This is a genomic window from Sorangiineae bacterium MSr11954, assembly GCA_037157815.1.
In the GTDB taxonomy this organism is placed as follows: Bacteria; Myxococcota_A; Polyangia; order Polyangiales; family Polyangiaceae; genus Pendulispora; species Pendulispora albinea.
In genome coordinates, this window is record CP089984.1 from 1,525,494 (window position 1) to 1,544,268 (window position 18,775).

Annotated in this window: 16 protein-coding genes; 4 read left to right on the forward strand and 12 right to left on the reverse strand. The window is 66.0% G+C overall.

Features of this window, described 5'->3' with window-relative positions:
- Positions 1–84: 84 nt before the first annotated feature.
- Together LZC94_06240 and LZC94_06245 are read right to left on the reverse strand one after the other, a co-directional pair.
- Positions 85–774, reverse strand: coding sequence for a TetR/AcrR family transcriptional regulator (locus LZC94_06240; protein ID WXB16867.1), 690 nt, complete (start codon positions 772–774; stop codon positions 85–87).
- A gap of 312 nt (positions 775–1,086) precedes the next feature.
- Positions 1,087–1,944 carry an N-acyl homoserine lactonase family protein gene (locus tag LZC94_06245; protein WXB16868.1) on the reverse strand — a complete coding sequence of 286 codons (858 nt, stop codon included), beginning with the start codon at positions 1,942–1,944 and terminating at the stop codon, positions 1,087–1,089.
- Between the two features lie 261 nt (positions 1,945–2,205).
- On the opposite strand from LZC94_06245, the gene LZC94_06250 reads away from it, so the two are divergent.
- From LZC94_06250 to LZC94_06265, 4 genes are read left to right on the forward strand one after another with little or no spacing between them, the layout of a single operon-like run.
- Positions 2,206–2,748, forward strand: a complete 543-nt coding sequence (locus LZC94_06250) for a hypothetical protein (protein ID WXB16869.1) — start codon at positions 2,206–2,208, stop codon at positions 2,746–2,748.
- Between the two features lie 5 nt (positions 2,749–2,753).
- Positions 2,754–4,598: an OmpA family protein gene (locus tag LZC94_06255; protein ID WXB16870.1), complete on the forward strand. Its 1,845-nt coding sequence runs from the start codon at positions 2,754–2,756 to the stop codon at positions 4,596–4,598.
- The gene (locus tag LZC94_06260) at positions 4,598–5,122 is read left to right on the forward strand and encodes a GTP-binding protein (protein WXB16871.1); all 525 of its coding nucleotides are present in this window, start codon (positions 4,598–4,600) and stop codon (positions 5,120–5,122) included. Before LZC94_06255 ends, LZC94_06260 begins: the two co-directional genes overlap by 1 nt.
- Complete coding sequence (locus LZC94_06265) at positions 5,119–6,234, forward strand: HAMP domain-containing histidine kinase (protein WXB16872.1); 1,116 nt, start codon at positions 5,119–5,121, stop codon at positions 6,232–6,234. Before LZC94_06260 ends, LZC94_06265 begins: the two co-directional genes overlap by 4 nt.
- A 13-nt stretch (positions 6,235–6,247) precedes the next feature.
- Here LZC94_06265 and LZC94_06270 read toward each other — a convergent pair whose 3' ends face one another.
- The 10 genes from LZC94_06270 to LZC94_06315 all read right to left on the reverse strand — a co-directional run bounded on the left by LZC94_06270 (position 6,248) and on the right by LZC94_06315 (position 18,764).
- Positions 6,248–7,222 (reverse strand): nitronate monooxygenase, encoded by a 975-nt coding sequence (locus LZC94_06270; GenBank protein ID WXB16873.1) that lies wholly within the window; start codon positions 7,220–7,222, stop codon positions 6,248–6,250.
- Between the two features lie 37 nt (positions 7,223–7,259).
- Positions 7,260–8,678: an MATE family efflux transporter gene (locus LZC94_06275; GenBank protein WXB16874.1), complete on the reverse strand. Its 1,419-nt coding sequence runs from the start codon at positions 8,676–8,678 to the stop codon at positions 7,260–7,262.
- Positions 8,675–11,008 carry a M20/M25/M40 family metallo-hydrolase gene (locus LZC94_06280; protein ID WXB20353.1) on the reverse strand — a complete coding sequence of 778 codons (2,334 nt, stop codon included), beginning with the start codon at positions 11,006–11,008 and terminating at the stop codon, positions 8,675–8,677. Before LZC94_06280 ends, LZC94_06275 begins: the two co-directional genes overlap by 4 nt.
- On the reverse strand, positions 11,008–11,640 hold the full coding sequence (locus LZC94_06285; GenBank protein ID WXB16875.1) for a GNAT family N-acetyltransferase: 633 nt from the start codon (positions 11,638–11,640) through the stop codon (positions 11,008–11,010). The genes LZC94_06280 and LZC94_06285 overlap by 1 nt, the downstream gene beginning before the upstream one ends.
- A 32-nt stretch (positions 11,641–11,672) precedes the next feature.
- On the reverse strand, positions 11,673–13,082 hold the full coding sequence (locus tag LZC94_06290; GenBank protein ID WXB16876.1) for a hypothetical protein: 1,410 nt from the start codon (positions 13,080–13,082) through the stop codon (positions 11,673–11,675).
- A gap of 7 nt (positions 13,083–13,089) precedes the next feature.
- Positions 13,090–14,169 (reverse strand): hypothetical protein, encoded by a 1,080-nt coding sequence (locus LZC94_06295; protein WXB16877.1) that lies wholly within the window; start codon positions 14,167–14,169, stop codon positions 13,090–13,092.
- A 376-nt stretch (positions 14,170–14,545) separates the two neighbouring features.
- A complete protein-coding gene (locus LZC94_06300; GenBank protein ID WXB16878.1) occupies positions 14,546–15,775 on the reverse strand; it encodes a hypothetical protein in 1,230 nt (409 codons plus the stop codon).
- A 41-nt stretch (positions 15,776–15,816) separates the two neighbouring features.
- Complete coding sequence (locus LZC94_06305; GenBank protein ID WXB16879.1) at positions 15,817–16,686, reverse strand: DUF3865 domain-containing protein; 870 nt, start codon at positions 16,684–16,686, stop codon at positions 15,817–15,819.
- Between the two features lie 63 nt (positions 16,687–16,749).
- The gene (locus LZC94_06310; GenBank protein ID WXB16880.1) at positions 16,750–18,285 is read right to left on the reverse strand and encodes a B12-binding domain-containing radical SAM protein; all 1,536 of its coding nucleotides are present in this window, start codon (positions 18,283–18,285) and stop codon (positions 16,750–16,752) included.
- 122 nt (positions 18,286–18,407) lie between these two features.
- The gene (locus LZC94_06315; GenBank protein ID WXB16881.1) at positions 18,408–18,764 is read right to left on the reverse strand and encodes a (2Fe-2S) ferredoxin domain-containing protein; all 357 of its coding nucleotides are present in this window, start codon (positions 18,762–18,764) and stop codon (positions 18,408–18,410) included.
- Positions 18,765–18,775 lie beyond the last annotated feature (11 nt).

Here is an 18,775-nt window from a genome sequence, read left to right on the forward strand (position 1 = left end):
AGGTAAGAGGAACACGCGTCGTCATGGCCCGTGATCATTCGGGATCGGAACGAGACGGGCCAAGAACTTGACGAGTTGTATAAGTCAGCTGCTTTCGCCAGGCGCAGGCGGCGTCGATGGCGATGGCACCTGCGGCTCGAACGCCCGCGCGACCAGCCGCACCAACTCTTCGCGCATCGGTGCGAGCATCGGCAGCGACGCCATGGCAATCAAAGGAACGATGACGCGCGCCGCGTCGTCGACCAGGTGCCGCGTGCGGATCTGGCCGGGCGATTGGTCGTGCGCGAAATAGAGGAGCATCCCCACGTGCAGGAGCCACATCGCTTTGGGCAAGAGGGCCCGAATGTCCTCGGGCATGGGCTCGTCGCCGACCGCTTCGTCGAAGATGGCGACCGACTGCTGACGCACCCCGCCGGTGGACGAAGCGAACGCCGAGAGGGCGCTCTCGGGATCGACCGCCGTGCGAAATATCGCCCCCAGCAAGTGCCGATCGTCGGCCACCACGTCCAGCTTGGAGTGCAGCACCCCACGCACCCGCTCCTCGAGGCCGTTCGCACCCCGAAATGCCGCGCGGGCCGCCTTGTCGTGCGCGAGCTGCATGTCTTCGTAATAAGAGAGGACCAGCGCGTCCTTCGAAGGAAAATAGTAATACGCGGCCCCCAGGGAGACCTTCGCCGCGCGCGCAATATCGCGCATGGTGGTTCGCTCGAAGCCGCGCTTGCGAAAGAGGGCGAGCGCCTTTTTCCGAATCCGTGCTCCCGTTTCGTCGCTCATCGATACGCCCGCGCCGGCCGTCGCGACGTCGTAAGCCCATACGGTGTCATCGGCTTACCTCCCCTTGAACGTGTTCAATTCCTATGACGGTTATGCGTCCCTCTCGAAGCTTGGTCAAGGACGAATTCGAACGCGTTCAACTCCCATCACGCGAACTGCCCCGCGCACGCGCTCGCGCCTCCTGTGCTGGAAATCCAGCGGGAAGGCGCGTTCACGGTGCATCGGAAGAATGGGTTCAGCTCACTCGTTCAACCTCGGCTCACACCCACCGCAGCGGTCGCGCGCACGACGTTGTTTCACGCGCGCGATCGTTCACTCGTAAAACGCCGGCGCGTGCCGCAAGGTTTGATTCTGCTCGTAATCGTGCTGAATCCAGAGGGTAGCGTGGTTCGCCTCGAGGAATTTGGCCGTATCGTTCATCGCCTTGACGCTCTGTTCTTTGTTGAAGTTGAACACCGGCACCCCGCGCTTCTGCCAATTCTCCGTGAAGTGCACCAAGTCCCCCGAGAGCAGAATATTTCCGGTCTTGGGCAGCTTCACGAACAATGTCTGGTGCCCGGGCGTGTGCCCCACCGCGCGTTTCACCACCACCGAGCCATCGCCGAACACATCGAGGTCGCCCTCGAGCTTCTTCACGGGGTTCGACTTGAGGGTCGGATAGTTGGATGGATCGAAGCCGAACTTCGACGGATCCGCCCCGAAGGCCGCCTCGTATTCTTCTTTTTGCATCAAGAGCGTGGCGCGCGGAAACAGGTTCGCATTTCCGTTGTGGTCGGAGTGCATATGCGAAATGCCGAGGAACCCGACGGACGCGGGGTCGACGCCAATTTCTTTGTATTGCGACGCGAGCGTCTTGGGCATGCGCTCCACGGCAAAGTCGTCCTTCTTGCCCGCGGGGCTCTTCGCCAATTCATCGGGTAACCCCGTATCCCAAGCGAGGCTGCCCTTGGGGTGCACGACGAGGTAGCAGGACGCCCCGAGCCTCTTCTTTTCACCTTGGCCGGTGCCGGGGTGGAAAATGGAGACATCGAGGATGTCGATGTCCCCGCAGGCGAAGATATAAAGGCGGAGCCCCTGCTCCGCGGGCTTGTTTCCCGAGGCTTGCGCCGACGTGGACTCGGGTTGGGCGGGGGGTTTTTGCTCACTTGCGCAGCCCGTCAAAGCAGACACGACAGCGGCGGTGCATCCAAGAAGGGTCAGGTGTCTCATGGGGGTGAGACGATGTGCTCGCCGCGGCAGATGGCAAGCACAAACATGGGATCTTCTGCCTCATCGGCGCGCACATGCCACACCATCCACCTGGACCGCTTCGATACCTCTTTAGGGTAGCCCCTGGGGAAAAGGCCGGGCTCCGCCGGGCGGGAGTGCGGCAGGGCTGCGCATTGTTCTTGCGTACGGTCCCGAACCAACATGGCAGCAAACGCAAATGGATTGAGCGATCGCGACTACGACCTGAAAAACGGCAGAGTGCAGGGACAACAGGTGTCGAGCAGTCTGGAGCAGGTTCGAGAGATTCTCTTTGGGGGCCCATTTCGCGAATTGGAGCGAAAACTGGCTCGTGTGGATGCGCACCTCGCGACCGAGGCCGAGGAATTGCGAAAAGAAATGCGCCGTCGCCTCGATGTCCTCGAAGGTCACGTGCAACGCGAGGCGGAGGCGCTCGTCGCCCGTTTCGAGTCGGAGCGGATTGCCCACGCCGAGTCGCTCGCAAAAGCGAACCGCGAGTCGCGCGAAATCATCGGCGCACTTGAGCAGCGCATGACGCGGTTGGAAGAATCGCTCGCGCGGGCGCAACGTGAATTGCGTCAGCAGATCCTCGATCAAGCCAAGGCCTTCCTCGACGAGACGCGGCAGGCGCGCGACGAGATGGCCGCGACCGTCGAACGCGAGCTCGTGGCGCTCACCGAGCCCCACGATTCGGAGAACGAGCGATTCAGTAGCACCTTGGTGCGTGCGCAACTGCCGGATCACTAGAACGCGTGCAGCAGGAGAAACGAAGCAACGGTGGGACGTCCACCTTGCCCGCTCTCCAGGGGCGGCGTTTGCGACGTCCCATTGCACGGGGTGGCTCGGGGGGACCTCCTCTCGGGCCCGACGCTTCGCCCGAGGAGCGGGAGGCGCGCGAACGCGCGAAGTTGAACGAGCTTCGGCAGATCCTCCTCGGTCCCGACCAGGAGCGGCTCGCCAAGATCGAAGAACAGTTCACGCCGGACGCCCTGGGGAAGGCGCTCCCGGAGGCGGCGGTCGCCAGTCAAAAGCAAGGCGAAGATCTCACGTGGGCCCTGCGCCCGACCGTGATGTCCGCCATCCGCGACGCCGTCAAAAACGATCCGCAGATCTTCGTCGACGCGCTGGTGCCCGTCATGGGCCCCGCGATCCGAAAAGCCGCGATGCAGGCGCTGCGCTCCTTGGTGCAGCAGTTGAACGAGACCTTGGCGCACGGCTTTTCGCTGCGCGGTCTTCGCTGGCGACTGGAGGCCGCGCGCACGGGGCGGCCCTTCGCCGAGATCGTGCTCTTGCGCAGCTTGGTCTACCGCGTGGAGCAGGTGTTCCTGGTGCACCGCGAGAGCGGCCTCGTTCTCCATCACTTGGTCGCGCCGGGCACCCCGCAACAAGATCCCGATCAGGTCGCGGCGATGCTCAGCGCCATCGACGCCTTCGTGCACGACGCCTTTCGCGAGGAGGCGCGGCTCGCGCGCTTTCACGTGGGCGAGCTGGTGGGCTGGGTGGAGCACGGCCCGCTCGCGGTCTTGGTCGCCGTGGTGCGGGGCACGGCGCCGAACCACTTCGGCGACGTTCTCCACGAGGTGCAGGAGCGCATTCATCTGCAGTTCCGGCAAGATCTCTCGTCCTTCAGCGGCGAGGTCGATCTGTTCGTGCGCACCGAGTCGCTCTTGCAACGTTGTCTGCAGAGCGAGGTGGTCCCGCAAGCCAAATCGCGAACACGCTTTTACGCGGCGGCGGGCGCGCTGCTCACGGCGGTGGTCTGCCTCGCCGCGTGGAACGCGCACCGCAATCACGTCGAGGAGAAGCGCTTTACCCAGTACGTCGATGTGCTCCGGCGCGAGCCGGGCCTGATGCTCACGTCGGCGCGGCGGGACGGCGATCGCTTCTCCTTCGAAGGGCTGCGCGATCCGCTTGCGCCGTCGCCTGCATCGCTTCTGATGCCCCTCGGCGCGCAGGAGAACAATACCTCGTTCCGGTTTGGCTCCTTCTATTCGCTCGATCCCCGGTTGACGGAGCAGCGCGCAATGCAGATCTTGCAGCCTCCGGCAGGGGTCACCTTGAGCGTGGAGAACGGCAATACACTGGTGGCGCGCGGACGTGCGCCGCGCGCGTGGATCGCATCGGCCCGCATCCTCGGACCGAGCCTGCCTGCGGTGGCTCGCTTCGATACGACGGGTCTGTACGATATGGACATGGATAAAGAGCTGTCCGATGCCGCCGCATCGGTCACGAAGGCGATGATCGTCTTTCCGTTGGGCTCGTCCGACATCACCATCGACCAGCGGGGCCCGCTCGAAGAGGTGGCGAGGGCGACCTTGCGGATGCTCACGATCGCGCCCGACACGGGCAAAGCGGTTACGCTGACCCTCATGGGGCACACCGATCCACGCGGCCCCGAGGCGCAGAATCAGTCGCTGAGCGCGCAGCGCGCCGACCGCATCCAGCGCGAGCTCGTCGATCTCGGCGTACCCGCCTCCGTCCTTCGAACGCGCGGCGAGGGGATCGCCCTCGTATCCGAGTCCGAAGCTTGCGTGGGCAGCCGCTACCGCGGCTCGGCGTGCGCGCGGCGCGTCGATTTCCGAGTCGAGCTCCAGTAATGGCACGCAAGCAGAAGATCTGCATGCTGGGCGCGACCGGCGTGGGCAAAACCAGCCTCGTCGCCCGGTTCGTGCATAGCATCTTCTCCGACGTGTACCGAACCACCGTGGGCGTGACCATCGACAAGACGCGGGTGCACGTCGCCGGGCACGACGTCGACCTGGTGATGTGGGACTTGAGCGGCGAGGACGAGTTCCAGAGCGTCCAGCTCTCCTATTTGCGCGGCGCCGCCGGCTACCTGCTGGTGGCCGACGGCACGCGGCGCGATACGGTGTCGACCGCGCTGTCCTTGCAAGAGTCGGCGGTGGCGGTGGTGGGGAACATCCCGCTCGTCCTCGTCTTGAACAAGGCCGACGTGGCGAGCTCCTGGGACATTGGCGACGACATCGGCGATCGCCTGGCCGAAAAGGGATGGCCCATCGTCAAGACCAGCGCCAAGAGCGGCGACGGCGTGGAGCGCGCCTTCGTCGGCCTGACCCACGCCATCCTCGCGGCGGACGGGGTCATCGAGGCGCGCACATGATCCTGGACGCGAGCATCCTCCCGGCGCTCGACATTCTGGTCCTCGAGCGCCGCGAAGGCCCATGGTTCGTGCCCCGCGGCGCGCTGCCCGCGTGGTGCGAGTGGCTCGACGAGGGCACCATCCGCGTGGGCGTTCCCTTCATCGCCTCCGACGTGTTTCCATTTTTTGCGCTCTTCATCTCCGACGCCGAGGCCACATGGGCCGGCGAGGGGCCCTCGCGCCTCGACTCCGGCGGCTTCACCCAAATCGTCGACGGCGGGCGCGAATTGCATTTGGCGGCCACCGCGCTCTTCGTACAAGGCAGCGCGCTCTTGGTGGTGGCCGAGAGCGAGCGCATTTTCCGAGAGGAGCGCACCATGCTCCAGCGCGCCCGCGAGCTCCGGCTCGCCCACGACGCGCTCTCGCGCGAGGTGGAGCAAAAAGAGGTGCTCGCGCACTGCATCGTGCACGACCTTCGAAATCCGCTCGGCAGCATCCTGGGCGCGCTGGTCTTGCTCGAGAAGCAGCCGCTCGAGAAGGCCGACTCCAAGCTGGTCGAGGTGGCCCTCCGCGCCGCCAACCGCCAGGACGAGCTGATTCGCGAAATCCTCGGCGTCTTCGCGGCCGAGCACGACGTCTCGAGCAACCCGCTCGACGCGCCGCACGCCGACGTTTGCTCGGTGGTGATGCAAATCGCCAGCGTCATGGCGCCCAAAGCCCGCGCGCGCCGCGTGGATCTGGTCCCCCATTTGCGCGTGGTCCACGGCCCCGTCCACGTTCGCGGCGACGAGCTCCGCCTCTTTCGCGTCGTCGGCAACCTCGTTCAAAACGCGCTGCAATACAGCCCCCACGACGGCGCCGTGCGCCTCACCGTCCACCTCGACGCGGACGCGCCCACCTTCATCCGCGTCGACGTCGAAGACGACGGCGCCGGCGTTCCCCCCGCGCTCCTTCCGCACCTCTTTCGCAAATTCGCCCGCGCCGGCGATGGCACGCCGGGCACGGGGCTGGGGCTCTATTTCTGCCGCATCACCGTCGAGCGCTGGGGCGGCGCCATCGGCTACGAGCCCCGTCCCGAAGGCGGTTCGCGCTTTTGGTTTCGCCTGCCGAAGTGGTCTCCGCGCACGACGTGATTCGTTGCCTAGGCTACGAAGTCGCGAGCCCCGCGGCCAGCTCCTCGACGATGTCGGCGGCGGAGCGAACGGCGCGCACCAGGCCGACGCCCTGGCCCGCATAATGCGCCATCGCCTCCGTTTCGCCGGTGGCGAGCCGCGTCGGTGAGCCGAAGTCGTAGCGGAGCATGTCGGCGCCGCTCGCGCGCTTGCCGATGATTTGGCCTTCGCCCGGGCGATGGGGCGAAAGCGGTCTTCCGGCTTCTTCCCAGGCGCGCACCGTGCTGTTTCGAAGGGTTCGGAGCGGGGCGTTGGGCCAGCCGATGTCGAAGAGCTCCGAGTAGACTGTGTCCTCCTCGGAGGCGGAGACGATGCGCTCTTGGTAGACGGGGTGAATGTCCGCCTCGGTGGAGGCGAGAAAGCGCGTTCCCACCCAGACGCCGGCGGCGCCGAGCGCCAGAGCAGCCCGCACGCCGCGCGCATCGGCGATGCCGCCCGCGGCGAGGACGGGGATGTCGCCGACGGCATCGACCACGCGCGGAACGAGGATGAAGGTGGAGACATTGCTGCGAACGTGTCCGCCTGCCTCGTAGCCTTGTGCGACGATGGCGTCGGCGCCGGCCTTGGCCGCGAGGATGGCTTCGTTCACGGAGCCCACGGTTTGAAGGGCGAGCCCCCCTGCGAGGTGAACGCGCGCGATGTGCTCTTCGGAGACGCCCCAGAAGAACGAGACCACGGGGACACCGCGATCGAGCGCGAGGGCGAGCTTTTCCTCGATGGGGAAGTCGAGCACGAAGTTGACGGCGAACGGCCCTTTGGCCAACGCGCGCGTCGCATCGATGCGCGCGCGGAGATCGTCGGGGGAGTCCCAGGTACAGGCGAGCTGCCCCAGCCCGCCCGCGCGCGTGACGGCGGAGGCGAGCTCCGGGGAGGCCACCCTTCCGATGGGGGCTTGGACGATGGGAAGTCGTATTCCAAAGCGACGGCAGAGTTTTTCGGACGGGCTCATGGCCAAGGTCGTAAGGCCATTCGCAGGGGGCGGCCAGCTAAACCCGCTGCGCCTTCCACCGGCCACCCCGAAACAGAACGGCGGCTACCACGGAGAAGAGCGAAAAGGCGGCGGCGATGGAGACGAAGACGCCTTTGGGGCCCATTCCGAGGTGGTGGGTCAGCACATAGGCCGTTGGGATCTCGAAGAGCCAGAAGCACCCGAGGTTGATGCAGGTGGGCGTCCAGATATCGCCGGCGCCGTTGAAGGCTTGTTCGAGGATGATCCCAAAGGCGTAAAAGAGGAGACCGTAGGTGCCGATGCGAAGGCAATCGGTGCCGTAGCCGATGACATCGAGCTCGCTCGTGAAGAGACGAATGATGGGATCCGTGAATGTCAAAAACACGACGCCGACGGTGCCGAGCAGCAGCATGTTGAAGAAGCTCGTCACCCACACGCTGCGCTCGGCGCGCTCCGGCTTTCGCGCGCCGAGGTTTTGCCCCACCAGGGTGGCGGCGGCGTTGCCCAATCCGACCGACGGGAAAAGCGCAAAGACGATGAGGCGAATACCAATGGTATATCCGGCGACGGCCGCGCTGCCGAAGGTGGTGATGATTCGCACCAATCCAATCCAACTGGCGGTGCTGATCCCCACCTGCAGCGCGCCGCTGGCGCCCAGCCGCAGCAGGTTCGACATGGCCCGCGGGTGCACGCGCACATGCGCGCGGCGAATCCGGATTCGCTCCGAGCCGCGCGCCAGAAGAATGAATTGAAGCAAAATGCCACTACCGCGGCCGATATTCGTCGCGATGGCGGCACCATTCACCCCCAGCTCGGGGAAGGGGCCCCAGCCGAATATGAAACAGGGACATAAAACGATATTGGCCAGATTGGCGAGCCAGAGCACGCGCATGGCCACCGCGGCATCGCCCACGCCGCGAAAGATGGCGTTGATCAAATAAAGAAGAAGGATGGTGACATTGCCGCCCAGCATGATCGACGCGTAGGCGGAGCCGGCGCGCACCACCGCGCCGGAGGCGCCCAGCAGCCCCAGGAGCTCGGGCGCCAGCACGGCGCCGCCCACGCCGAGGACGGCCGCGACCGCGAGGCCGAGCGCAATGGATTGAACGGCGGCCACCGCGGCGCCATCGGGATCTTTCTCGCCAACGCGGCGCGCGACGGTGGCCGCGCTGGCCATGGCGAGGCCCAGCGCTACGGCGTAAAAGAGGATGAGAATGGATTCGGTGATGCCGACCACCGCCACCGCATCGGCGCCGAGCTTGGAGACGAAGAAGATGTCGACCAGCGCGAAGACCGACTCCATGATCATCTCGGCCACCATGGGGACCGCGAGGAGGAACACCGCGCGTCCAATGGAGCCCTCCGTAAAGTCTTGCTCGCTGCCGCGCAGAGCCTCGACAAAGGCGCTCCAGAGCGTTTGTGCGCGCGCGGGCGCGCGGGCCTCGGTGTCCATCATGGTTCGAGCTCTTCGAGCTGGGCGCGGGCGGTTCGCGGTAGGATGACGTTGCGGGTGACGAAGGTGCTGTCGGCGTCGTCGACGGTGACCTCGCTGGCGGTCCTGGCCTGCGCGGGAGAATTCCCCGCGGGAAGACCGGGGGTCCGATCGGCGACGATCAGCCGCGTGTCGGCGTCGCCCTCGAGGACGAGCTCCACCGTCGCGCCCTCCGGACCCGAGCCCTGTACCGTGAGCGCGAGCCAGCCCTCGGCCGTTCGTGCGCGCGCGTCGCGGGTTGGGACGGTCGTCCCTTGGACGGACATCGATGCAATGGATGCGGAGGGCGCAGCGTAGAGCGCCAGCTCGCGCGCCCCGCGGGCCGAGGCGATGTGCAAGGAGACGCGCTGGCGGTGGCCTTCGAGGTGCCGATCGACGATGGTGACGGCGGGCGGCGGAAGGTGCGTTTGCATTTGCGCGGGGGCGTCCGCCACGAAGGCGCGACGGGTGGACCAGGGAAACGGGTTTTCGGCGCGCGGACCAAACGGCGCCGCGCTTCGAATGGCCGATGCGAGCCGATCGTCCGACTCGGGGGCGACCAGCCAGCGTGCGCGCCCCGTGTCGCCGTCCTCGTGCCATGTGACCAGGACCGACTCGGGGGCAGCCGGCGATTCATGCGGAAGCACGGCGGCCACCACGGCCGCCGCCACGCTCGCACCCAGCGCACCGGCGGCGGCGATGCGCGCAGTAGGTTGCGCGAGCCCTGCGGCGAGCATGGCGGCCGGCGCGAGCACGAAGGCGACGCCGCACGCGATGGCCGCGCCCGCGGGGGTGCCCAGCGCGTCGTAGAGGACGAGCAGCACTGGGAACCACGCGAGCCCCGCCGCCAGGACCGGCGCCGCGATCGCCGTCGTGGGCCAGCGGTGAATGGCGCCGCGGGTCGCGAGCGCCACACACGCTGCGGCGGCCGCAGGAAGGGCGAAAAGGTAGCTCGCGCCCGGCAGCGCCACGGAAACCGCGACGGCCAGCGCCGAAGCCCCCATCGCCGCACCCCACCACGAGGACGCGGTTTGCGCGCCCTCGGCGCTCGGCGCACCGTCCTCCGCGGCCCGGAAAAGAGCGCGCGCCGCCACGAAGGGCGAAGCCATCCCCAACACCACCGACCCGACCAAAAACGGCGCCGGGTGCGCATCCCACAGGCGCGGCGCCACCCCGCACATCGCGAGCGCGCCCGCGGCGAGCGGCGCGCCGAGCACGCCGGCTACCCACGCGAGCGCCCCCCGCCCGAGATCGCCTTTGCGCACGCTCCCCTTGCGCAGCGCGAGCCCCGCGCCGAGCGCCGTCGCCAGCGCAACGACGCCCGAGAGCGGCAGCGCCCACCGCTGCGGCCAGGCGATCACGTACGTCCCCAGCACGTCGAAGAACACGGCCGCCGACGCGGGCGGCGCCTCGAGATCCGCCTCGGCGAGCGCGCGCAGCATCGAGAGCCCATTGTCGCCGTGGTGCTGCAAGCTCGCGACGTCGAGGTGGGCGAGATCGTCGAGCGGCGTATGATAGCGGGTCGGCTCCCCGATGATTCCAAAGTTGACGCCGGGTATTCCCTTGGCCGCAAATACCGTTAAATCGGTATCATTGGGGAGGAGCTCGTAAATGGCAGCGAACAGCGAGCTCGTTCGAGGCCGCCGCGCGCGCCGGTACGAATCGGCGAGCCACCCCGAGCCGCCGCGCATCTCGAACAAAAGACTCGCCCCCGACGTCCCGCGCGCCTCGAAGTTGACGACCGCCCCCACGTCGCGCGCGCGCGCGTCGTGATCGACGAACGCCTGCGCGCCGAGCAGACCGTCTTCCTCACCCTCGTCGAAGAGGAACAGCACCGGCCGCCGGGGCGCGGGCCCCACCCGAACCGCCCGCGCGATCTCCAGCATGGCGGCCACACCCGCCCCGTCGTCGGCCGCGCCGGGGGCGGCGTCCTCCGAATCGTAATGGGATGCGAGCATCACCGCTTTACCGGTTTCACGCCCCTCGAGCCGCGCCACCACGTTGCGGACGGTCGCGCACGAGCGAAACTTCCCGCAAACGAAGCGCGCCGTCACCTCCGGCGCATATCCAAGCTGCGTGAGCTCCGCGACGATGGCCTCGCGCACCCGCGCATTGGCCTCGCTCCCCGTGGGGTGCGGCACGCCATTTCCGACGAGCCGCTCGAGCACCGCCCGCGCGCGCATCGCGGAGAAGTCCGCGGCCGGCGCGTCCTCGGCCACCGGCGCCGGAGGCCGCGCCGAGACCCACACCGCGGCCAGCAAGACGCCCAGCGCCAGCGCGACCACCCACGCCCTCGGTCGCGCGGCGGCGCCCATCACGCGTGCTTTTCCACCGCGCCGTTCTCGCGCGCGGGCGAGGGGGCGGTCACCGGCGGTACCTGCGCGAGCTCGTGCGGGCGCGCGTGCTGCGAGAGGATCACCACGTCGGCGTATTGGCCCGGGCCGAGCTTCACGTCGTGGTGAAGGCGCGCCTCCTCCACGAACCCCATCTTCTTGCAGAGCCCGAGGGAGCGCGTGTTTGTGTGCAATACATGCATGTACACCTTTTCGATGAGCGGGTTGTTCTGCACCCACCGCCAGCCCGAGATCCCCAGGGCCGTGCCCAGATCACGGCTGCGCATATCCCGCAAAATCGAGATCCACACGGTGCCGCGGTGCTTCATCCGCTGACGGTAGTCGTTCTCGAACTCGAGCACGGCCACGACCACGCCGTCTTTTTCGGCGACCAGCATCAGCTTGCCGGGGTCGTCGATGAACTTTTGAATCCACGCCTGCTGCTCCTCTTCGGTTCCTTTGAAATCGTCGGGGACCGAGAGGTGGTAGTCGCGCTCCTCGAAGACGTCTTTCATCACGTGGATGATGCCCGCCGCGTCGTCCGGCGCCGCCGTTCGCACGAGGACCGACTCGTTGCTCGAAAGTGTGTAGGTACACGGATCCACTGAGCCCATGGCTTCTCCTCTTGCGCGTCATCCTGCGCGCGTCAGGCGTCGACTAGAAAAATCGGGGTTTGCGAGCCAACACCCGCGGATACGTTGGTGATGGCGCTGGTCGACAAGCGCACCGAGCACCCGTGTGCCCACTCGTCGTTCCAGATGAAGGGGTTGACGTCCGAAATGCGGGTTTGGAAGCGGAGCTCGCCGCTCATGGCGTCCGGATAATCCTCCCACGGGGAGGTCACGCGCTCTTGCACGACATACGGCTCGGCGATGGCGCGTTTCAGCGCGCGGCGGAAGCTCTCCTCGTCGGTCTCCCACCCGAGGACCACGTCCTTTCCGCCATATTGATCGGCGGGCTTCAGCACCAGCCGCTCGCGCGCCTCGGCGATGAACGGGATCAAATCGACGGTGCGATCCTCGAACGACGTCTTGCCCGCGCGGACCCGGCGCGTCCAGGGCACATGGCGCGCGAGCGCTTCCGTCACCTCGGGGTCGAACAGGTGCGCGTGCGCCGGATCGCTCAAGATGGTAAAGACGCTCTTGCTCCCCCGCACGATGGCCGTCGCCGCCGAGTTGATGATCCACGCGCCACCGCTTCGAATGGCGCCCCAGAACGGCGCATCGGCGGGGACGGTTCGCAGAAAGCTCGGCCAATCGGCGATGAGCACCGCGTCGATTGAAAAGTCGCCCGCGCAAAGCCGCCCGGCCTCGACGCGCATCTCCGCCGGATCCAGCATGCGAATGGTGACGCCGTTCTCGATGAGCGCATCCAGCACCTTGATCATCTCCGGAATACCGAGCAGCGAATCCTCGGATGGCTGCGCGTCGCTCGATTTTCCGTCCGTTCCATGACCGTTGGGATCCCGCTGCGCGTGGAGCACCGCCACATTGGGGCACCCTTTGCCGCCTTTGCGCGCGTGGGTCGACCGGAGCGCCTCCCCGATGAGGTGCCGTGTGCGCGGCACGCTGCGCATTGGATGCCGTTGCGACAGGGTGCGCATGATGGGCATTTCGGCGAACGTCTCGCAGAGCTCCTCGGTCTCGATCACCCCGGCCGGCACCGGATTGTATTCGACGAAGCGAATCACCCCATCGGCCCCGATGAACCCATCGAGCCGGCCCAAAAGCTCGGTCGGCTCCCCCGGATCGAGCTGCACCAGCGCCTCCTCCTCCGGGGTGAGCGCGAGCAGCTCTCGAAACGCCGCATCTTTCGCGAGACGGCGCGCGACCACCGTGAGCCCCCGCGCGACGAGGGTGGCCGCGCGCATCACCTGGGCATAGAGCGCGCTGGTCATGAAGAAGGGCCGCAGGACGTTGCACACCGGGCGGCCGCGAAAGAGGAGTGAGCGTTCGATGGTTTTGCGCGCGAGGTGCTCCTCGGTGCTCGCGCGGTGCGCATGGACCAAGAGCTCGTCGTAATTGTCGATGAGGGCGCGGGGTACGCGGGAGAGCATGGGCGGCTCACGATCCGGAGTACGAGTGCGCGAGCGGTCCGTCTTCCGTGCCGTAGAAGTCGGCGATTTGTTGGTGCTGCAGCGCGTGCGTGCGCACCGACGCCATCACGTAACGGTAAATGGCGTCTTGGCGATGGCCGGGGATGTCGCCCTCGTCCACGAAGGGCTCGGCGCCCAACGTCTCGTGCTCGTCTTCGAAGTCGAGCACGGCGTGCTCGCGCGACGGCAAAAGGACCTCGGCCGGCACCAAGGTCCCCAGCTGATCGTACATCTTGGAGAACGCCACCGCGCCCTTGTCGTCGCCACCCTCCATGACCGAGAGCCAAACGGAATAGGCGAGGGGATCCGTCCGCGAGCTCTCGCGCATCAAGTTGATCACCGCCAACGTCGCCGGCAGCGGATCGGCCGCCCCGATTTGCTCTTCGGTGAGGCCCGCGGCCAGCAACCCCTTTTTGAGCAGCAGGCAATGCCAATATTCGCCGCTCATGTAATCGCTGAACATCATGCGAAGGCGCTCGGTCTGCGCGCCCGCGACCATGGGGCTGATGTGGCTCGCCGCCGACGCCACCAGATGGTACTCCTCGACCAAATACCCAACGACGAGCCGCTCGGTGAGCGTCCCCGCGAGCATGCGCGCCACCAGCGGCGAGCCCACGAGCTCGTGCAACGTCTCCCGCCGTCCGATATTGACCATATGCCGATAAAACGAGAGCGCCGGCGCCGGCCTTCGCGCCATATCCCGCAGCACGCCGAGCTCGTACAGCCCCTGAACCAGGCCCGCACACTCCTCCACGTTCCAATCGAGCTTCGCGGCCAGAGCGCCCACGGTGTGCGTACCATCCAAAAACGGCTGGAGCCGCGCGAGCCGCTCTCGATTCCTGCCCTCCACCGGAACGACCGCCTCGGTCGCCATCAAGCTCGGATCGAGGTCGCCCGCATCCATCGTCCGAATGCCTGCAATGCCCGCACCCTCGCGCACCCACGAAACGCCGGCCACCGGGGCAGGTCGAAACCCCAACGCAATCGACCCCACCCGCGCACTTTTCGCACGGGGCTCCCACGTCTTTCCAACCACCGAATTCGACATTGCAAGCTCCTTATCGATTAAAATAGAGGGACGCCACCGCGTCCGTACCCGGCGGCCACGCCGCTGCGCGCGGGCGACCCCTCCCAAATCGCCACTCTGCTGCGCAGCGCTCGAACCGCCGCCGCGACCGCACCGCACCGCCGTTCGAAATGTCGCTGCTCCAACGTCGCCGCGACCGCACCGCGCCACTGCTCGAACCGCCGCCGCGACCGCACCGCGCCACTGCTCGAACCGCCGCCGCGACCGCACCGCGCCACTGCTCGAACCGTCGCCGCGACCGCACCGCGCCGCTGTTCGAAATGTCGCTGCTCCAACGTCGCCGCGACCGCACCGCGCCACTGCTCGAACCGTCGCCGCGACCGCACCGCGCCGCTGCTCAAAACGCCGCGGCGAACTCCCCGCGATCCGTCTCGATTCGCAAGGAGCGGACATCGTTTTCGACATCTGTGCGGAAGCCGCTGGCGATGCCGATCCACGCATAATTGTCGCTGCCCATCGCCGGAACGAGCTCGCCTTCGTCGAGGATCACCGTGTTCATGCTCGCGAATTCCGCCGGCTTCTGCACCCCATGAAAACGCGCTTTCACGGGAATGCCGTACATGATCGACGCCGTGTCCTTCTTCGACCTTCGCGAGAAATTGGGCGCCGGCGCATCGCCTTCGAGCGCCAGATTCAGCACGTGCGCGTGCAGCGCCACCGGCGTAATCCCGTGGGCAAGCGCGATTTGCTGCCCCAGGCCGCCGCCGCCGATGCGGCCCATGTTCGCGTCGATCACGAACGCATCGTCGTGGGTCATCATGAACTCCACGTGGAAGTACCCCGACGCGAGCCCCGCCCGCCGCACCAGCGCCGTGACCGCCTCGCGCGCCCTCGCCTTGGCCTTGTGCGAGACGTGATCGTCCCACGGAAAGAGGATCATCGCCTCGGACATTCCGACCTTTTTTCTCCCGGAGAACCCGAGAAACGTCGGCTCGCCCTGGGCCACGAAGCCCTCGAGGCTCACCAGATCGCCCTGGATCGCGACCTGCGCGAGCCACAAATCCGGTGCCAGATGGTTGGGAATGCCTGCATTCTGCACGAATTGCGGCAGCTCGTCGGCTTGCGCCGGCTTCGTCAGGTACTTGGCCCCGAGCCCGCCCGAGCTCCTTCGACCTTTGACGATGACATTGCCGCGCGTTCGAACGAATTGACGAATCTCGTCGACGGGGATGGCGTTGGCCTCGAACGCCATGGTCGAGGGGCTGTAGTCGAGAATGAGCTGCTGCACCTCCCATTTGTCCTTCAGCCGCTCGAGCACCGCGGGCTGGCCGCGAACGGAGAGCGCCTGCGCGAGGCGGACGGCGTTCATGATGTACGTGTCGCAGAAGGACACCGCCGCCTCGATCCCGTCCACCCCGGCCAGTGCGGACGCCATGGTCTCCACGGACGATGTATCGCACTCGATGCAGGTGTAGCGCTGCATCTGCGCGCGCGTATCGCCCTGACTGCCCGCTTTGCTGCTCAGGTAAATCGGTTGATAGCCCGCTTGGATGGCCGCTCTTCCCATGTAATCGGCGCCCACGCAGGAGCTCTCGACGATGACGAGCTTTCGTATATCGCGGTTCATGACGCTCTCCGCTCCATCGCTCATGTTTGGTGGCCGGTGGGTCAGCTGGCCTCCGCGAAGACGCGGAAGGGATCGAAACGCTGGGGATCTTTCAAGACGAGCCGCTCCTCGATCATGCGGTGGTGCGCCTCGATGGCCAGGTGCTCCCACCACATGCTGAGGTTCATGGTCACCGCGTAGAACCCTCGGATGAAGCGCGGCAGGTTCGCGGCATCGATGTATTCGCCGATGGCGTTGCGCATCCCCGCGTAGTGATCGGCCTCGGGATCGTTGTCGTCGTGGGTCACGTGGCCCGCGATGTAGATGTCGGTGAGCGAGCCTTTCCGGATTTCGCCGCCGGTGGCGCTCTTGTAGGCGCGCAGGAACTTGTCGACGATGCGGAACTCGTCGACCGCCGTGGCCTCGAAGGCCAGCAGGCACCCGCCGAGGAAGGCGTTGTCGTCGCTTCGAAAGAGCTTGTTCATGCGCTCGACGAAGCCCTTGGTCGACGGCGAAGGCTCCACCCCGTCGGTCTCCAGGCCCAGATCGTAGCGGTGGCCGAAGCGCATCAGCTCCAGGTGCGGCACCCGCTTGGTGAGCACGCCCATCTCTTCTTCCACGTTGCGCACGATCTCGGCATCGAGCTTCTCCCAGTGGTTGCGGATGCGCGCGTCCAAGAACATATGAATGGCCGCGTTCGTGAATACGGAGTACTCCACGATCACGAAGCCGATTTGCGCGGGCCTCCAGTGGGGGATGCTGTTCAGGATCGGGCTCGTTTTCGGGCTCAGCGCCGGGAAGTAGTCCTTGATCGAGCGCTCGAGCGCGAGCACGCACGACTTGTAATCGGGCAGGTCGCTCTCGAGCACCGAGGCGATCAGTCGGTCGATGTTGGTATAAGGCGAGAGTGCAAACGTCGTGGCCGCGGTCATGGGTGAGGCTCCTTCGAGTTGGAAATGTCGAGACTTTGGAAAGAAGCGTTCGAAAAGAGACGTTCAAACGTGGGACGATTCCCAGAACGCTCCAAACGCGGCGCGCGAACCTTGAATGGTGTCCGCGCCGAAGTACGGCCGGCAGGACATCGCCTGACCGAGCTGCGCCACCCCGTCGAGGAAGACTTGGTAGGTCTGCTCGGCCGTCGCGTGCTCGGTGTCGAACACGGGGAGCATGTCCTCGTGGTAATATCGAAAATCGTGGTGCCGTAGCCGCAATCCGGATTTTTCGGGCTCTTCGTAGAGCTCGCTCCCGGGATAGGGCACCAGCCCGAAGAGGTACGAGGCTTGGAGCAAGCCATCGGAGATGAGCCCGCACACCCAATCGAGGGAGCGGCGCATGTCGTCGATGGTCTGATTGGGAAAGCCGTTCACCATGAACGAGCACACGGGGATCCCGAAGTCGCGCACCCGCGCCAGGGCGTCGCGCGTGGAGCCGATCTTCACGCGCTGCTTGAAGAGATCTTGGCTCTCTTGGTCGGCCGTCTCCAGGCCGATCTCCAGCCAGCGGCACCCGCTTCGGTGGAGCGCACGCAGCACCCGGTCGTCCTGGAGGAGATTGAGGCGCGTCTGGCAGTCGTACATGACGTTCCCTTCGTCCTCCAGGGCCTGGCAGATCTTGAGGGTGCGCTCCGCGTGGGTGGTGAAGGTCTCGTCGCCAAAGTAAATATTATGGTGCTCGCCGTAGTGCTTTCGATAGGCGCGAATCTCGGAGATGACCCGTTCGACGGGGAAGTACGAGGGTTTTTGCCCGATGGTCTGAATGGTGCAAAACGAGCATTTGTAGGGGCAGCCCAGCGCATAGACTTGCCGGATGTAGCGAATGTCCTTACCGGCCGACGATGGGAACAAATCCACCTTGGGGAAGGGGAGCTCCTCGACGGGGATGCTCGGGTATTCCCAGCTGCTGGTGAAGATTTCGCCGTCATCCATTCGAAAGCACATATTTCCCAGCGCGGTGACGTCGCCGCCCGCCTCGATGGTTTCGAGCAGCGCCGGGAGCGCGTACTCCGCGCGCTCGAACACCACGTAGTCGACGCTGGGGTGCGCCGCGAGCTTTTGGCGCTGCGGGGTGGCCACCACGCCCCCGAAGATGGTCTTGGCGTGGGGGTACATCTCCTTGATGAGATCCGCGATCTCCAGCGCGAAGAAGAGATTGGGCGTCATCGGTGAGAACAGGTAAATGTCGCCCGGGTGGCGCGCGAGCGAGGCGCGCACCTTGGCCACGTCGATGCCGGTGATTTGCGTCTCGGAGCTGTAGAAGTCGAGCGGCTCCATGGATTCGAAGCCCGTGTGCTGGAGCACCCCGCCCAACCAAGTCATCCAATGCGGCAGCTCCCAGAGTACGTTTTCCATGTGCTGCAGCCCTGGATGCGTCGCGTGGTAGCGGACGTCGAAGTTTTGCCAAAACTCGCGCCGCTGGTCGACCTTGAAGGTCGACATCGGCGTGTGTACGAACACGATATGGAGGTTGCTCTTTCGCCGGCGGAGGTACTTGGCCGAATCATGTCGGAGGACTTGCAGCGGTCGAACTGGCATTGGGGCACCCGTCCTCCCATTCAGCAATGGGTGTGCCGGGCCGCCCGACGATTGCAATCGCGTATTTCTACGTGGTTCGCGAGGTTGGATTGGAAATCAAAATTGTTAATTTCGAAATATACTCACGGGCCCTGTCGATTTTTCGAATCGGCCGCCTCCTTCGTACCGGCGCCGCCCACCACCAGCCGCTCCACCACCTCGCCGCGCGCGCTGGCCTCCACGATGGACTCCAAGTCGTCCTCGGTGACGTGTCCATAGACGACGTGTTCCGGTTCTTGCAGGATGGTGATCCCGGTCTCGCACATGTCGAGGCAGCTCGACGTGCACGCGCGCACCGCGCGGGCGGCGCCCTTGCTCTTGAGCAGCGATTTCAGCTTCTTTGCGAGCTCCTCGGAGCCCTTTTGCGCGCACGAACCGCGGGGGTTCGCGTCATCGCGGCGGTTGGTGCAGACGAAGAGGTAGTGTTCTCGTTGGGGCATGTGCGGTCCTC